General features: G+C 28.5%; 10 protein-coding genes and 2 pseudogenes. 7 read left to right on the top strand and 5 right to left on the bottom strand.

The features are described 5' to 3' along the window. Nucleotides 1-51 precede the first annotated feature (51 nt). Together MAG_RS00870 and mnmG are read right to left on the bottom strand one after the other, a co-directional pair. Entirely contained in the window at nucleotides 52-504 is a 453-nt protein-coding gene (locus tag MAG_RS00870) for a 23S rRNA (pseudouridine(1915)-N(3))-methyltransferase RlmH (protein WP_011949355.1), read from the bottom strand. Then, nucleotides 491-2,332: a tRNA uridine-5-carboxymethylaminomethyl(34) synthesis enzyme MnmG gene (gene mnmG, locus MAG_RS00865; protein ID WP_011949354.1), complete on the bottom strand. Its 1,842-nt coding sequence runs from the start codon at nucleotides 2,330-2,332 to the stop codon at nucleotides 491-493. The genes MAG_RS00870 and mnmG overlap by 14 nt, the downstream gene beginning before the upstream one ends. A gap of 320 nt (nucleotides 2,333-2,652) precedes the next feature. On the opposite strand from mnmG, the gene MAG_RS00860 reads away from it, so the two are divergent. The 5 genes and pseudogenes from MAG_RS00860 to MAG_RS00840 all read left to right on the top strand — a co-directional run bounded on the left by MAG_RS00860 (nucleotide 2,653) and on the right by MAG_RS00840 (nucleotide 10,173). Beyond that, nucleotides 2,653-3,102, top strand: a complete 450-nt coding sequence (locus MAG_RS00860; RefSeq protein ID WP_011949353.1) for a hypothetical protein — start codon at nucleotides 2,653-2,655, stop codon at nucleotides 3,100-3,102. Nucleotides 3,103-3,433: 331 nt separating this feature from the next. After that, nucleotides 3,434-4,765 (top strand): annotated as a pseudogene (locus MAG_RS04235) (Mbov_0186 family lipoprotein). A 166-nt stretch (nucleotides 4,766-4,931) separates the two neighbouring features. Continuing rightward, nucleotides 4,932-7,274: pseudogene (locus MAG_RS00850) on the top strand (S8 family serine peptidase). Next, a complete protein-coding gene (locus tag MAG_RS00845; protein WP_011949349.1) occupies nucleotides 7,223-8,644 on the top strand; it encodes an Mbov_0186 family lipoprotein in 1,422 nt (473 codons plus the stop codon). The pseudogene MAG_RS00850 and the gene MAG_RS00845 overlap by 52 nt, the downstream one beginning before the upstream one ends. A 98-nt stretch (nucleotides 8,645-8,742) precedes the next feature. Then, nucleotides 8,743-10,173: an Mbov_0186 family lipoprotein gene (locus tag MAG_RS00840; protein WP_011949348.1), complete on the top strand. Its 1,431-nt coding sequence runs from the start codon at nucleotides 8,743-8,745 to the stop codon at nucleotides 10,171-10,173. A gap of 113 nt (nucleotides 10,174-10,286) precedes the next feature. Here the strand turns inward: MAG_RS00840 and MAG_RS00835 are convergent, their stop codons facing one another. Continuing rightward, nucleotides 10,287-11,708 carry an LppA family lipoprotein gene (locus MAG_RS00835; RefSeq protein ID WP_011949347.1) on the bottom strand — a complete coding sequence of 474 codons (1,422 nt, stop codon included), beginning with the start codon at nucleotides 11,706-11,708 and terminating at the stop codon, nucleotides 10,287-10,289. Between the two features lie 229 nt (nucleotides 11,709-11,937). On the opposite strand from MAG_RS00835, the gene MAG_RS00830 reads away from it, so the two are divergent. Both MAG_RS00830 and MAG_RS00825 read left to right on the top strand, forming a co-directional pair. Then, nucleotides 11,938-14,871, top strand: a complete 2,934-nt coding sequence (locus MAG_RS00830) for a DNA polymerase III subunit alpha (RefSeq protein ID WP_011949346.1) — start codon at nucleotides 11,938-11,940, stop codon at nucleotides 14,869-14,871. Between the two features lies 1 nt (nucleotide 14,872). Next, a complete protein-coding gene (locus tag MAG_RS00825) occupies nucleotides 14,873-15,790 on the top strand; it encodes a 5'-3' exonuclease (RefSeq protein ID WP_011949345.1) in 918 nt (305 codons plus the stop codon). Between the two features lie 223 nt (nucleotides 15,791-16,013). Here the strand turns inward: MAG_RS00825 and MAG_RS00820 are convergent, their stop codons facing one another. Next, entirely contained in the window at nucleotides 16,014-16,766 is a 753-nt protein-coding gene (locus tag MAG_RS00820) for an ABC transporter permease (protein WP_011949344.1), read from the bottom strand. Then, entirely contained in the window at nucleotides 16,759-17,481 is a 723-nt protein-coding gene (locus tag MAG_RS00815; RefSeq protein ID WP_011949343.1) for an ABC transporter ATP-binding protein, read from the bottom strand. Before MAG_RS00815 ends, MAG_RS00820 begins: the two co-directional genes overlap by 8 nt. Nucleotides 17,482-17,649 lie beyond the last annotated feature (168 nt).

Raw genomic sequence — 17,649 nt, 5'->3', positions numbered from 1 at the left:
GCCTCCTATTGTTTAAGAACAATTTACTTATAAGCCTATAAAACAGGCAAATTATTTATGATACTTACTATTATTTAAAATCATAAAAGCTCTATATATTTGTTCAATTAACATGATTCTAAATAATTGGTGTGGAAATGTCATTTGCGAAAAAGATAACTTTTGTGCGCTTTCAAAATGCTCTTCACATACTCCATCAGAGCCACCAATTATAAAGGTAAAACTCTGGTTTGTGTTCATTTCGATTAATTTAGAAAAGGCAATTGAATCAATTTGCTTGCCCTTTAATGAAAGCAAAATCACTTTAGAATTAGGCATTAAGGCATCTAAAATTAATTTGGTTTCTTTTTCTTTTTTAACTTCGATATTTTTCTCTTCACTAAATTCTTTAAGTTCGGACAATGATAAGGAGCAAAAGTGACCTACTTGCTTAGCATATTCCTCATCTAAACTTTTGAATTTAGGACTAAGTGAACCAACAGCAACTATTTTAATTTTGGTCATAATTTTTCTTGTTTCTTGATTCTAAATGAAACATTAACATTTGAATATCAGCAGGATTTATTCCACTTATTCTGCTAGCTTGACCAATTGTAGCTGGCCTAATTTTTTCAAACTTTTGTCTAGCTTCGATAGCAATATTTTTAACATCAAGGTAATTTAAATCTTCAGGAATTTTTAAATTTTCCAACCTTACAGCCTTATTTGCATCTGATTTTTGCTTTTCAATATAACCATGTAAACGCACCATTGTAGTTATTTCTTCTAAATAAGGAAAGTTTGGAATAATGTCGCTTGGGTCTACATCAGGTCTAGAAATAACGTTTAATAATGTTGAGCCATTTGTAATGTTGTATTTTAATGCTACATCGCTTTTACCAGATAAATATGTTGTGTTTAATCTTTGAATTTCATCGTCAATTAACTTATATTTATCTAAAACTTTTTGATACTCTTCTTTGCTGATCATTCCTGAATTATAGGCATATTCGCTTAATCTGTCATCTGCATTGTCATTTCTTAATAATAATCTATATTCAGCTCTAGAAGTTAACATTCTATAAGGTTCTTTGGTGCCTTTAGTTACCAAATCGTCAATCAAAACACCAATATATCCATGATTTCTTAAAATCACAATTGGATCTTTGTCTTCTAATTTTAGAGCTGCATTAATACCAGCTATAAGCCCTTGTGCAGCTGCTTCTTCATAACCACTAGTTCCATTAATTTGGCCAGCTGTAAAAAGATTGTGCACAAGTTTAGTTTCTAAAGATTCTTTAAGTTGTAATGGATCTAGTGCGTCATATTCAATTGCATATGCTCATTTTTGCACTTTAGCATTTCTTAATCCTGGAATTGACTTAATCATTAGCTCTTGAACATCAATTGGCATAGATGTAGATAAGCCATTTACATGCGTAATTGCTCCATCCGCTGTTTCGGGTTCGAAGAAAATTTGATGCCTTTCTTTATCAGGAAACTTCACAATTTTATCTTCAACAGAAGGACAATATCTTGGCCCTATTCCTTCAATTACTCCTGAATACATAGGAGAGCGATGAATATTTTCTTCAATAATTCTATGAGTTTCAGGGGTTGTATAAGTTAAATAACATGCTATTTGTTTAGGCTTTTTTAAATTTGAACGTGATGAAAAAGAAATATTAACGTCGCTTAATACCTCTTGCTCAACTTCATCAAAGTTTATTGAATCAGAATAAATTCTAGGCGGAGTTCCAGTTTTAAGTCTTTGCAATGTAAAGCCTAATTTTGCTAATGATGCACTTAATTTAGGTGTTGTTTTTTCATTATCAGGCCCACTTGTTGTAATATCTTGGCCTCTTAGAATTCTAGAGTTCATATATGTGCCTGTTGTTATAACACAAACTTTGGCTTCTATTAAACCAATATTTTCAACTAAAACGCCTTTAAAATAGCCATTTTCATCAACTATAACTTCTTCTGCTACACCTTCTAATAACTCTAAATTAGGTTGCTTTAAAACATATTCATAGGCGAGCTGTGAATACTTTTCTTTATCAATTTGCGCTCTTAACGCTCTAACTGCAGGGCCTTTTGAAAGATTAAGCATCTTAAGCTGAATAGTTGCTAAGTCAGCTCATAGCCCCTGCATTCCGCCTAAAGCATCAATTTCTCTAGTTATAATTCCTTTAGCAGGCCCACCAATTGATGGATTACATGGCATCATTCCTAATTTTTTAGAGTTAAAAGTTAATAAAAGTGTGTTGCGGCCTTTGTGTGAAATTGCAAATGCAGCTTCTAGACCAGCATGACCTCCACCAATAACAATAGCATCGTATTTTTTATTCATAGTTTATAAATTTTAATATATTTATTTATAAATATATCAACATAAATTGCTTAATGTTAGAAAAGCAAGAATATTGTTAGTATCTATGCATTTATGCCGTTATCAATATAAGGCAACTATTTTGCATACAAGTCTGTTTTATAGCATTGTAAGTATAATATAGCATCTAAAATATATGTATCATTAGCATTTGTAATTATCAAAATAATAATTAGAAAAATGATACTCTTAATTATTTATAAGCAATATACATTGCGAATGTATTTTGCCATTCTATTTTAGTATTATTTAACTTTGAACAATTAGAATATAATCCAAGTATGGGAAAAATAAATATCGGTAAAATCTATAAACTTAAAACCAACGATAAAGCAACTTTTGTTATAAAAGACGATAATATATTAGAACATAAAGCAACTTTTGCTAAGTCTGATAGAGCATTTGTGTTTTTTGCTAATGCAGACATAGTTTACTTCTTTTCATCTATGCTAGTGCACATAAATGATGAATCACAAACACTAATGGATTTATTCAATCAAGTTAATAGGGATGCATCAATATACACTGAAGAAACAATAGAATCATTCAGAAAAGCAAGCTGCTCTATAATGTTTGCAATGAGACCTGATGCGTTTGATACTTATTTTGAAGTTTGCACAGACGAAAAGGAACAATTCATACCGCCGCTAATTTACGATGCTGCAATGAGGTTTATGAATAGTAATATGGACAAAATTAAATATCCTATTGTTGTTCCTGATCTTAGCTAAAAAATGAAATTTATTAAAATTGGCCTGTTTAGAAATCGAAGAAGTGACTAGATTATTTCTAGTACTTTTTTATTTATAAATCATAGTTTATATTTTCAATATCATAATTAAATGCACTAACTTATTCCACTCATAAATTAAAAAATTTATTAATGTAATTATAATTTTAGCGCTATGAATAAGACAAATAAGTTAATTTTAAGTCATATATACAGACTCTATTTTTTCTATTTCTGCTGTTTTGTTAGTTGTAGATAATAAACTTAAATTTAAAGGAAAATGTATGAATAAAAAACTATGCAAATGTAGTGGAAGTTGAGCCAGTTCCTTTTTGATAAAATCAACATTGCCTTTTGCTATAAGTATTCCAGTGTTTGTTTCATCATCTTGTGGGATGTTTTACAGAACCTATAATGAAAGAGAACTCTCTATTTATTTAAATACTGATATTTTTGAGAGCAAAATCAGAAAGATTATTGATAACAGAATACAAGTATTTAGTTTGGGTGATAAATGAGTTTTGGAATATAGCCCTGAAGTCAAAGAGAAAATTGGTGAATTTCTTAAGCTAATATCTAGTTTTACTTATGCACCAAATTATGAGTTTCCAGGAATTGAAAACGAATACATTTCATACTTGTACTATACTGGCGAAAACAGATATTTGTTTTATTCAAATTAAATTGAAGAGTCAAAAATTGCAAAAGAATATGATTCAAAAAATGTTCATAAAACTTTAACTCTTGACAATTTATCTTACTTTGATGGCATTAAATATGCAAAAGAATTGTCAATGAGAGAATCAGCAATCAAAAATAATGCTGATAACAATTGCTGGCAAAATTTGTCTTATCTTATGCTTAATGATATTCACAAAAATTTGCTTAAGTTATATTCACGTCTCAATCAATACATAGACACAATAGATTGCTCTGTTAAGCCCGATGACAAAGCAATTATAAATGCTGGGAAAAATATAAAAGTTGAAAACAATGCTTTTAACGTTTACAATGATAAAAAGAATCTTGAACTCCTTGCAACAATAAACAACTATTCTGTAATAAATAAGTATCGAAAGTTTGGCGTTTTTGATGATAAAAAGGAAACTTTAATAATTGATTCAAAAAACATAAACGCTTTGACATTTAAATTTAATAACACTTATTCAATAAATGATATTAGTGTTAATGCAATAAAATATAACTCAGGCTCTGAAACACCAGTTAATGACATAAGTATTAATTTTTCTTATAGGCATAAATTAATGAGCTTTAAGGAATTTATTAATTTTAAAAAACGAACTAGTTTTAGTAGCAAAAATCTTTCAAAAGATAAAATTTCCTATGGTTTTGTTGACCTGGATGAACTTTTTAAAAACATAAGTGGCATAGATCCAAGCAAACCTATAGTTCTATCAATAGAAACTTCAGATTTTGGAAAACCTTTAGAACTCCGGAAGTTCAATAGACCATATGATGAATTTTTCGATTGGGAAAGTTATATAAATAAGTTAAATATTTTTATAGATTATCTTGGATTGTTAAATCAAGACACCAAAACTATGAACACTCAACTATTACTTACACCGGACAGTTGAAATTTAAACAATGTTTCTGAACAAGATTGAAAAAATTTATTGCATATAATGCAAGAAAATATATAGTGGTTATAGGAAGCTAACTGCATATGATAAATACAAAATTGAGAAATTGACTAGATTAATTCTAGTGCTTTTTCTTTAACAGTTTTAGTTCCCAATAGATAAAGGCAATCGTCTTCCACTCATAAATTTGCATACTTATTAATATTATTATAATTATGTTAGTACTATGAATAAGTTGAATAAGTTAATTTTAAGCCCAATATACATCGCCCCAATTTTTCTGTTTCTGGGCTTTTGAAAATTGTTGATGATAAAGTTAAGTTAAACAAAGATAGCTCTATATCTATTGATGAGAGTGATTATAAGCAATTAATTAGAATGTATGTCCCTTACTATAATAAACTAGGGGTTCGTGGTAGAGACAGAAGACCTACTAATTACTCATCTAGCAAGTACAATAAAGTTGGAATTGTGGAAGTAAGTGACTTTGATAGCAATTATTTACTTTCTCAAAATGATCAATTTCAATTTATAAAAACACATTCTACTAAATCTAATAATGAAAAGTCCTATAGCAATCATGGATATGCAGTAACATCAATAATAGGTACAGACTTTGGAATTAATCAAAACGCATCAATTTATTACACATCGTTAAATAATGTTGACACTGTTAATGCTGTCAAGAATTTATATTACAAGTATGGCGTAAAACTCATAAATATGAGTTTAGGCCCAATGAGTATATTTGATCAAGTTGGTAGAAAAACTACCAATTCTAATTCCCATATATCAAGCAATGTATATGTTGATGCTGATGCTGGAAGTACAATGTCAATTAATGATATTTATAAATACAAATATTTCTTTTCACAATTAGCAAAAGCAATTTTATATTTCACATATGAGGATAACAAGAATATTTATAATGTAAGCGATATTGTGGAGCAATATGCAGCTATAGGTCAATTTGCTCTTGAAAATGATATTAAAATAATTCAATCTAGTGGAAATGATAATGATGAATTATCAAAAATAGTAATTGGCAATGATTTTTTAAATAAGACAGAGTTTATGAAAAACGGAAATTTGTCCGCTAGCAAAATTTATGAAACATTCAAGTCATTTTTTAATTCTGTAATGAGTTTTTCTGAAAAATACTGACCAAATAAAAATGATAGAGATAGCAACATAAATTTAGTGAACAAGATTCAACGCATTTTAGATAATGCTCTCGGTGACCTGAATTGAAAATTCAATGAGCAAACCGGTTGATTAAAAACCTTTAATTTCGAGGATTTTGCAGATCTAGAGATAAGAAAGAAAAAGTTGTTTAACGGTTTATCAAGTTGACAGAGTTTGCACTATCATGATGGAATTATTTCAGTTGGTTCAGTAAATTGAAGGAATGTTGCAACTACATTTAGCTCATATGCAAAAGATAATTATGGCACTTATCCACTTGTTTCTGCATTTGGAGACACACTCAAGAATGATAGTGAAGAACTAACAAAAAATAACTATTATAAACGTGATTATTACAAAATTAAAAACTACATTGAATCAACTAAAGATTCAGAAGAGTTTAGAAATAAAATGACTTATCTATTTAACTTTAATGGAACAAGTAAGGCTGCTCCATTAATAACAGGACTTGTATCACGTCTTCAAGGTGAATTAAATAAAGAATTATCCATTGCCAAGGTTAAGTTATTGCTTGCTAGCTCATCTAATTATTCATCCACCAAGGCAACAAAATTGAATGAATTTGGTTTTGATGAAATGTCTTCTGAATATGAATACTGAAGATCCAATAGGTCTAAAAATAAAACTGGTTTTGGGATTCCCAAATATTTTAAAATGAGAAGCATCCAAGAAAGCGAAAAAATTAAAATAACTCGCCCACATGAACTTGGGAAGAACTTTATAACAAGTAAAAATGTAAGACAACTTTACTATAAAGAAACTTTCCCAGTGCAATGAAGATATTGAACCACAACGTTTGTTTGGAAGCATAAAAAATCTTTTTCTGAATATTGGCAGTTACATATTTTAGATAATAATCCATTCGTAAGTTGATTTAGAAATAAATGGCTACCAGATTTATTGGGTGCTATAAAATATAAAAAGTTAAATGATGCAAGCTGAAATATTATTAAGACTCCTTTTTATTCCATAGATACTGAATTAGAATCATTTATAAATTTAGGTTTTGAATCAAATTGAAAAGAAAGAATATATTTATAGTACTGAACCTAATACTGGTGTTCAACGCATCTTTGCTTTTAAACCTTATCCTATAGCTATTGATAGTTATGAAATTTATATAAGATATTCTGAATTAGAAGAATATTTAAAGCTTTTTTGAGAATATATAATACACAAAAATAACATTACCTTAGATAATAACGATGCAAATAGTTCATATTATGATGCAACTCATCCTGCTTTGCAGCCATATAAGAAATATATACCACAAATTAAACAAAAATACTGAGAGCATCTTAAGGAGAATGTATGACTAGAAAGTTACACAGATTTATACGAAGTAAAACCAGCAGAGTTTTAGTCTCCTTGGGATTAATGTCTATAGCTCTTCTTTCTTCATTACCGACTGCATCATGTGGTGCACGCTATAGTACTGATGCTGAAAGAAAATTTGAAAAACAGTTTAAACTATTTGACTTTAAATTGTATGAAGCTAAAATTAATCAAATTTTAGGATCCACTGAAAGCTTAAAATTATTAAGTCACACAAATAAATATAAGACCTTTGATGACAATCCTGCATTCAAAAAAAGATTTACAGATGTTTTTTACAACTTTGTTAAATTAATTAACAGTTATATCTATGCAGCAAATATGGAGATCCCAAATATTGAAAATGAATACATTTCATACCTAATTTATACAATAGACTGTTACAACTCATTTTATTCAAAGAAAATTAATGATTCAAAAATTGTAAATGAATATAATCAAAAACAAACATACACAGCTTTAACACCAGGCAACATTCGATATTTTAGAGGACTTAAATATATGAAGCACCTTTGAGATGAAAAGTTTAAAAATGATTCAACCAATTTAAGAACCAACAATTTTAAAAATTTATCAGCTTTTCTCTCAAAAGATGTTTATGAAAATTTAGTTAAACTTGAAACATTTGTAGAGCGTGAAAGAACTATAAGAAATACTATGTATACAGAGGACAACAATGAGGAAACATATGAAAACTATGATTTTAGCTCACGAAATTATGATCCATTAAATTTCTTTATTGATAAATATGAATACGCTAAAAAGTTGCCTAAAATTAATAATACTTTTCTAATAAATAATCACAGGAAATTTGGCATTTTTGATGTTAAGAAAGAATCTCTTATTATTGATTCTGAAAAAATAAATGCTCTGACATTCAAATTTAATAAACTCTATAATTTTGCTGATATTAGTGTAGTTGCTTCATACAACGGAAATGAATCTAGTGATTTACTGAACTATATAGACATTGATTTTGCCTATAGACCTAAATTAATGAGCTTTAGGGAATTTTTTAATTTTATAAAGAAAATAAAATCTAGAAAAAGTAATCTTTTAGAAAGTGAAATTGGAATAGGTTATATTGATTTAGACAAACTGTTAGAACCTATAAACAAGTTAAAAGCGGACAAGTTTAGTGTTTTGAAAATAAACACTTATGATTTTGGTAAGTCTGCTTATGGCAATATGAATAGTAATGCTGAAGGGGGCTATGGCCAAATAAACAATGGTAAATATATAAAAAATATTTTCTTAGATTACATTAACTTACTTAAATTAGACCCTAATACAAAAAACACTGAGTTGTTTATAACCCCTGATAGTTGAGACATAAATCAAATCTCTAAAAAAGATTGAGATGAATTGTTGCCTAATATATTAAAAAGTTTAAGATAACTTTTGTTGTAAATTTATACAATAAATCTAAGGGATGATTGAAAAAAATACATACCACAAATTAAACAAAGATATTGAGAACACCTCAAGGAGAATGTATGGCTAGAAAGTTACAGCGATTTTCGTTAAGCAAAAAGGCCAATATTTCTTCCTGCCTTGGTGCAATAACTATGTCAGTGCTTTTTTCAATATCAACTATATCATGCGAGGATTATTATATTAGTTCCACTGAAGAAAGTTTTGAAAGTCAGTCTAAATTGTTTGATTTTAAATTATATGAGAAAAAGATTCTACAGACTTTAGAATCAACTAATACTATAGAAATATTGGGAAGAAAATATAATTCATTTAATGCCGAGTCAGAGTTCAAAGATAGATTTAAAGAAGTTTTCTACAATTTTGTTAAATTAATTAATAATTTTACATATGCTGCAAATCAAGAAATTCCAGGGATAGAAAATGAATATATTTCATACCTAATTTACACGATAAACTTATATGATTGGTTTTATTTAAAAGAAATTGATAATTCAAAAGTTGTTAAGGAATACAATCCAAAACTTACATATACAGCATTAACTCCTGGTAACATTATATACTTTAGTGGTATTAAATATATGAAGCAACTTTGAGATGAAGAAATTAAAAACGATTTGCCTAACTTAAAAAACAGCAGTTTTAAGAATTTATCTGCTTTTCTCTCAAAATATGTCTATGATAATTCAGTTAAGCTTGAATCGTTTGTGGAGCGCGAAAAATCTACGAGGCCACGTACAGAAGTCAATACTGGCTGCAAAAAATACGATGAAATTTATGACTTCTATCCAATAAATTATGTGCCAGAAAGAGTAGTATATATTGAAGAATATGAGTATGCTAAAAAATTGCCTGAAAACAATAATGCCGCGCTAATAAATAACCATAGAAAATTTGGTATTTTTGATGTCAAAAAAGAATCGCTTATTATTGATTCTAAAAAAGTTAATGCACTAACATTCAAATTTAACAAACTTTATAATTTAAATGATATTAGTGTGACTGCGGACTATAACCAAAATGAATCAGGAGATTTGCTTAACTTTATAGACATTAATTTTGCCTATAGGCCTAAATTAATGAGCTTTAAAGAATTTTTTGATTTTGTAAAGAAAATAAAATTTAGAAAAAGCAATCTTTTAGAAAGTGAAATTGGAACAGGTTATATAGACTTAGATAAATTACTACAACCTATAGCCAAAATATCAGCTGAAAAGTTTAGTGTTTTCAATATAAACACTTTTGATTTTGGTAAATCTACTCGTGGGAATCTGGCTAGCACTGCTACTGGCAATTATGGCGAGCAAAACAACAGAAAATATGATAAAAATGTCTTTTTAGACTACATCAACTTGCTAAAACTAGATCCTAAGTCAAAAAATACCGAGTTATTTATAACCCCTGAGAGCTGAAACATAAATGATATTCATAAAAAAGATTGAGAGCAATTGTTGCCTAATATATTAAAAAGTTTAGAAAAGTCTTCATCATAGTTTAATGCAATATCTATAATGCAGCAATTTTATTTATACCCTTGTTTTATAGTAATTTTGGAAAAAAAAATACAAAAATTGAGCCCTTGCTCAATTTTTTGTCTGTTTCTGGCTTATTTTTTAAACGTAAACTGATCGATGTTTGCTTCTGTAAAAACAGGGATCAATATCTGCTTGTTATTTGAATTAGAATAATCCTTGAGATCTCCAATTCCTTGTGCAAAAACTGGCAACTTAATATTAAATGAAAGCTTTAGTTTACCTGTATCACCAGTTACTAATTCTAGTTTTAAATCAAATATAGATTCAGTGCCTATCCAAGTAAAAAATGGATATAGTACAAAACTGTTTCCTAATGAAGGCAAATCTAACACTTTTGCAGATTGGCTAAAGCCATCTTGATAAGCTTTATTGCTATCACTTATATAGACATTAAGCTCGCTTACTATTTTTTGTTTTAAGAATTTTTGTTGATTTTCATCAACATCTTTTAATATATTTTCTCCTGCTTTAATGCTTTCCTTAGTCCTTTTAGATAAAATGCTTTTAACGATTTGCAAATTTTTAAATGACATAGGCGTTAATGAAAAACCAATTACATTGTTAGTTGGATTTTGCAAATCTGCCTTTTTTAAGCCTGCAAAAGAAAAAGTTTTGGTTATTGATGGCTCGTTGCTATTCTTCTCTGGATTGTTTTTGATTTCAACTTCTAATTGTAAAGTGCCTGCACTATCGTCATATCCAGCTGCAACAATCTTGTCAATATACTCTTCTCTTAAATTCTCGTTATATGTAAAAAATGCTTCTTTAGTTCCAGGACCAAATGGTGTAGTGTTAGTACTAAAATATTTACCATTAGCATTTAATAATGCTTCATAATTCACTTTATTATTACTTGTAATATCCTTATATCTTTCTGGATTATCAACATATAAAAGCATTCTCGCAATTAATGATGGGAATAAACCCTTAATTTTTTCATCAGGCTCTTTAGCACTTATGTAATTCTCTTTCTTGTTCGAGCTATTGCTATTTTGTTCTTTCTTTTTGAATCCAGCAATTGTAAAATCAAATGTTTTTGTAACATTTTTCTTTGTAAAACTAATAGCGAGATTAATTAATAAGCCTTCATCAAAGTCATACTTAACTGATTCTGAGCTAATTTTTAGATTATATAACTCTAAGACTTTTTCGCCGAAAACATCTTTAAAAAAGATACTTTCGTCTTTTAATATCTCGCTTAAGGCCGTCTTAGGATCTAGTTTACTGTATGAATAATTTGTTATTTTTAAACTTTTGCTTAATGATTCTATATCGCTAAAATTAACATCATTATTATTGGTAGTGTCATCTGGCTTTGATGGCTCAGGTTGCGATTCGCCTGGTTTTTTAGGCAACACAGGATCGCTTGGTTTTGCTGCAGGTGGTTTTTTATTGCTGCTATTATTTTCTTTATCCTCACATTTTGCTGCTAAAGCAGTGCTTAGTAGTGGAACAAAAGCAGTAGTTAATAAAATCTTTTTACTTCTCTTCATAAATAACCTCTAACAAAAATAATTTTATATTTTTAATACTGAATGTACCAAATAATTATGCTGTTATTCTGATGAGACTGTTTTATAGTCTCTTTAGGAAAATTTCATATTTTCAAACCTAAGTAAATTAAAATAATTCTGATTTATGCAAATCAACAAAATTATTTATTTTTAATAAATAATCCTCCCTGATGCTTTCTGTAATTGCTTAATAAAATATAATAATCATATGAATGAATTTATAGACTTATATAACACTACTGAATATTCATTTTTAGAATCATTAATTAAAGTAAAAGATTTAGTTAGACTATCTAAAGAAAATGGCAAAAGGGCTGTTGTTTTAAGTGACCATAATAACATGTTTGCTTTAGGTGAATTTTTAAAACAATGTGCAGCTTATGAAATTAAACCTATTATTGGAGTTGATTTAGATGTTGAAGAATCTAGATTTATTTTGCTTGCTAAAAATTATGAAGGTTTTAAGCTAATTAACTCACTTATTTTAAAAAAATCTAGAGAAGAAATTAAGCTCAGTGACATTATTAGTGACAACCTTTTCATTATTGACCACCCATCAAATGGACTGTATGCAAAAAATGAACATCATAAGCTTTCTGATAATAAAAATTACTACATTTCTTCGCCTGATTCTTCAATTCCAAACTCAATTTATGTAAAAGAAAACAAATTAATTGATGTTGAGGACAACGAAACACTTAATATTCTCTTAAAGCTAGGAAACAATAAAGAAGCTAATTATAATTTTAGTTATTTTGAAGACTATACAACTGATTCCGACTTTTTAGCTAGAATTAATTTTATTGTTGATAATTGCAATGTGACTTTTCCTAAAAAAGAACTTAAATTAGCTTCTTTTTGTGAAAGTGAAGAAAAAAACTATGAGCTTTTTATTGAAAAAATAAAGCAAGGACTTGCGAAACACAAAAAAGCTTTATTACCCTATAAAACAGCTGTTAACGACAGAATAAATTATGAATGTTCAGTGATTAAAAAACTAGTTTTTATTAACTATTTTTTAATAATTTCAGATATGATCGAGTATGCTGATAATAATGGCATATCAATTGGACCAGGTAGAGGTAGTGCTGCTGGTTCATTGATTAGCTATTTACTAGGCATTACAAAAATTAATCCTCTAAAATACAATCTTTTGTTTGAAAGATTTTTAAATATTGATAAAGTTTCATGACCTGACATTGATATTGATATTCAAGATGACAGACGTGATGAAATTTTTGCCTATTTACAAAATAAATATGGCAAAAGTAAAGTAGCTGTTATTTCAACTTTTCAAACAATGGGAACAAAACAAGCTATAAGAGATGTAGGAAGAATGCTTGATATACCTCTTTCTGATGTTAATAGAATAAGTAAGTCTATAAATGCTTTTGCAAATTATTCATCTATTGAAGAAGAATTTGCAAAAAATCTAACTTTTAATAAAGAAGTATCATCATTAAAAGACTATGAAAAGTTTATAAATCATGTTTCAAAATTGCAAGGACTTCCTCGTCAATATGGAATTCATGCAGCTGGTTTAATTATTTCTGATAAAGATCTAAATGAATATGTTCCAGTGTTTGAAAATGCTTATTCATTCTTGCAAGTGCAAGTGCCGATGGAATTTGTAGAAGACTTTGGCTTGCTAAAAATTGACTTACTAGGGCTTAAGACTTTAACAGAAATCAAGCATATTGAAAAAAGAATTAGCAAGCTAAAGCTTTTTGACGAATTAGTCTATGAAAATGACTTAGAGTTGCAAGACCCAATGGCCATAAACTTACTTAATAATGGCAACACTGAAGGACTTTTTCAAATTGAATCTTCTGGCATGAAAAGCACAATTAAAAAAGTTGGCATCCAGAGTTTTGAAGACCTTTTTGCTATTATTTCTCTTTATAGACCTGGGCCAAAGGAATATATTAAAGACTATGCAAATAATAGAAAAAATCCAAAATTAATTGAAAAAATAGATCCAGTCTATGATGAAATTGTTGCCCCAACATACGGTATTATCATTTATCAAGAGCAAATAATGGAAATAGCTCAAGCTGTTGCAAAAATGTCTTTTGCACAAGCTGATTTACTAAGAAGAGCAATAAGCAAGAAAAATGAAGCAGAGCTACATAAATATAGAAACACTTTTTTTGAAGGCGGACTTAGAAATAATTTCAGTATTGAATCATTAACTAAAATTTATGACAAAATTGAGAAGTTTGCTCAATATGGATTTAATAAATCGCATGCTGTATCATATGCTTACTTAACAATGAAAATGGCTTACTATAAAGCCAGATATCCACAGGTTTACTTTAGTGCACTTATTTCTAACTCATATGGTGATCAAAATAAGATTGCTTCGTTTGTTAATGAATTAAAAAACATGAATTTTAGTGTTTACTCACCAAGCATTATTCATTTTACTAACTCAGCCATAGTTGATAATGGTGATATTTATCTTCCTTTTAATATGATCAAAGGTTTAGGAGCTGAGAGCATTAAAAAAATTGCTCTAGATATTAAAGAAAATGGACAATATAAAGATTTATCACTTTTTGAAATCTTGCTACGCCTAAGATTTGCGGGCATAAAAAATTCGATGATAAGCACACTAATTAGAGCAAATGTATTTCGTAGTTTTGGTTACCAAGACTATATTGGTGGCGTAGATTTGCTTATGCAAGAGGAATACAACCTGCTTAGCAAGGGTGCTAATTCATTTGCTGACATAGCTAACAATTTAGACTTTGAAGGCTATAAAAAAGCTTCAGAGAACATTGAGATGCAATCTAAATTTAATTTAGAAGAAGAATCAAGAAATGAAATTGAACTGCTTGGAAATATCTATAATGCCTATAAAACAGTGCAATACGAAAAAAAATATAAATATAGACTATCTGACTTACTAAAAATGCAGGGTAGCTTTAGTACTGCTATTGAGATAATAATTAAAAAAGAGCCTAAAGACAAGCCATATGCAATTATTGAAGTATGTGACCGCACTTTAAATTACACATTTTTTGTTAACAAAAACAATTTAACTAAATATAGAGCCTTAAACAAAGGCGATATTATTGAAGCTCATATTCGTTCAAATGGCAATAAAATGTATCTAGATTCATGACAAGGAATTGAATAGTATGAATAGTGAAAATAAACTTATGCTTTTAGTAGATGGCAACTTCTTGATTTTTCAATCATTTTATGCCTCATATAATAAATATAATCCTAATAGTGTTCTAGTTGCTAAGGACGGCACAACAACTAATGGTGTCCATGTGTTTTTCCAAACTTTATTTAAGCTAATTAAATTTTATAATCCAACGCATTTGTTTATTGCTTTTGATGCTAAAGGCAAGACTAAAAGACATGAAGAGTATGATGATTATAAGGCTGGCAGGGAAAAGGCACCTGAAATAATTTTTGAACAGTTTGATTTGGCTAAAAAAATTCTTAGTGCAATGAATATAAAGTGATTTGAAAAAGTGGGCTATGAAGCAGATGACTTAATAGCAACAATTGCAAAACATAATTCTCAATTTAATAACTATATTTATTCTAAAGATAAAGATTTGCTTCAATTGGTTAATCAAAACAATAGCATAATAAAAGTAGTTAAAAAAGTTGGAAATTTTACTGAATATAAACTAGAAACCGTCAATGAGTTTGCTGATATATATGGCATTAATCCTAATCAAATTCCTGACTATAAAGGTTTAGCTGGTGATTCATCAGATAAACTAAAGGGTGTTGCTGGAATTGGGCCTAAAAAGGCTATAAGTTTGCTAAACGAATTCGGCACATTGGAAGCAATTTATGAAAATATAAATAAAATCACTGGCAAAACTAAAGAATATTTAGAAAATGATTGTGAATCGGCTCATTTTTGCAAAAGATTAGCTATATTAAATTCATATGTTGAAATGGACACTAATATTGAAGATTATAAAATAATGCTTAATCAAGATAAAGCAATATCAATACTAAAAGAATTTGGATTTGACAGTATTCTAGATACATATGTTAATGTGCTTTTACCTAAGTATAAATTGACTTAAAGAGCTATAAAACAGGGTTTTTTATAACACACCTTAATGCAATTTTGCTACGCTCATGAAATTAAGCCAGCTTTTTTATTTATGTATACTAGTTAATAAGTAGTTTTTTCTAGGTAAAGATTATTAAAAAATGGATAAAGCTTAAATGCTCATCCATTTTTTAATATTTATGGACCATATATTAACTACTAACATTTACCATTAGCACTATAAATAAGGCAAATTACACTCTTTTTCTGAATTTAAATGCAACTATTGCAAGCACAACAAAAATAACTGATACTGCTAATGATATTAAAATAAACACTCAAATAGGTGAATCAAATAATAATGGCAGTGACTTATTCCAGCCATAATTAATTGTGGCAACTGGATAGCTAAAAGGAAGACACATTGCAATTATTTTCAAAACAGAAGATTTTGTAATTACACTAATAGGTAGATACATGCCTGATACTCATGCGGGAGGCAAGTAAAATAACATTGAAAGTGCATTAGCCATTTTATAGTCTCTAGCAATTACAGCAACTATAACTCCTAGTGATGAGCATATTACTGAAAGAAAAATCATTCCTAGAATAATATAACCAAAATTAATGTTGCCTAAGGCTATTTTTGAGTGTCAAAAAGTTAAGGAAAATATGAACACTCAAAGTGCACTTATTCAAATTAATATTGTGTAAAACGATATTATGCTGGCTACAAAAATTCATGGTTTTAAGGGCAAAACGGATATTCTTTTATAAATAATTGTTTCCTTAAGATCACTAAAAGACATCGAAAGCGAAACAATTCCCACAACAGGACAAGCAGAAGCAATAATTCCAGGGATTAAATCATTAACTTCAAAAGTGGGAATTGCACTTAAAATAAGCAAAAACATTACTGGAAAAACAAAAGCAAAAAATACATTATGAAACGACTTTTTTCAATAATTAAATAATAAAGCATACATTGCTTTAAATTGCTTATGCATTGTTGCCTTCTTTCTTGTTATTTGATATCTTTACCAAATAATAATCTAGCAATGTTTTATGATTTTCTAAAATTTTGTCAATTTGTGTATCTTCAATTATTAAGCCTTTATCAATAAAAATTATTCTTTCACATAACTCTTTTATTTCATTTAGATTGTGACTTACTAAAATCAAAGTCATACCTTTGTCCTTGATTTCTTGTTTTAGTAAGTTAATCATCTCTAGTTGACTCTCAATATCAAGTCCTGTTGTTATTTCATCACCAATATAAATATCGGGCTTGTTGAATAGTGAAACAAATAAATTCACTCTTTGGCGCTGTCCGCCTGAAAGTGTGTTAACTTTTTGTTTATATAATTCCTTTAGCTTGAACTTATCAATCATTATCTCAAAGTATTCTTTGTCCAAAATGCCTGTGTATAAGGTTTTATAGAAATTTATTAACTCTTTAACATTAATAAAATTTGGATATACTTGCGATTGGAAGTTTATGCCTATTTTATAGGGTATTTGGCTTTTTTCAAAGCCATACTCAACCTCGCCTGAACTTTGCTTTTTAGTATTAGCAATAATTTCACATAAAGTAGATTTTCCGGCGCCATTAGCACCAAATATTGCAACACTAGTGCCTTTTTCAATTTTTAAATTTATAGGCCCTAATACGACTTTGTTGCCATATTTTTTAGTTACATTTTTAATTTCTATTAAACTCATAATATTAACAACCTTTGTCTATGTTTATATATTTTAGTACTATTAGAAGCTATTGTTAGAACAAATTTATGAAAATAAAAGTAGGTCTTAAATTTTACTTTTATACAAAGTAATTTAATTTGATAATTTATGTAATCAAAGCATGCATATTTTTAATTTAGTATGCAT

The organism is Mycoplasmopsis agalactiae PG2 (assembly GCF_000063605.1).
GTDB classification, from domain to species: domain Bacteria; phylum Bacillota_I; class Bacilli_A; order Mycoplasmatales; family Metamycoplasmataceae; genus Mycoplasmopsis; species Mycoplasmopsis agalactiae.
The sequence above is the reverse complement of the archived record's forward strand: the minus strand, read 5'-3'. Positions and strand labels throughout refer to the sequence as shown.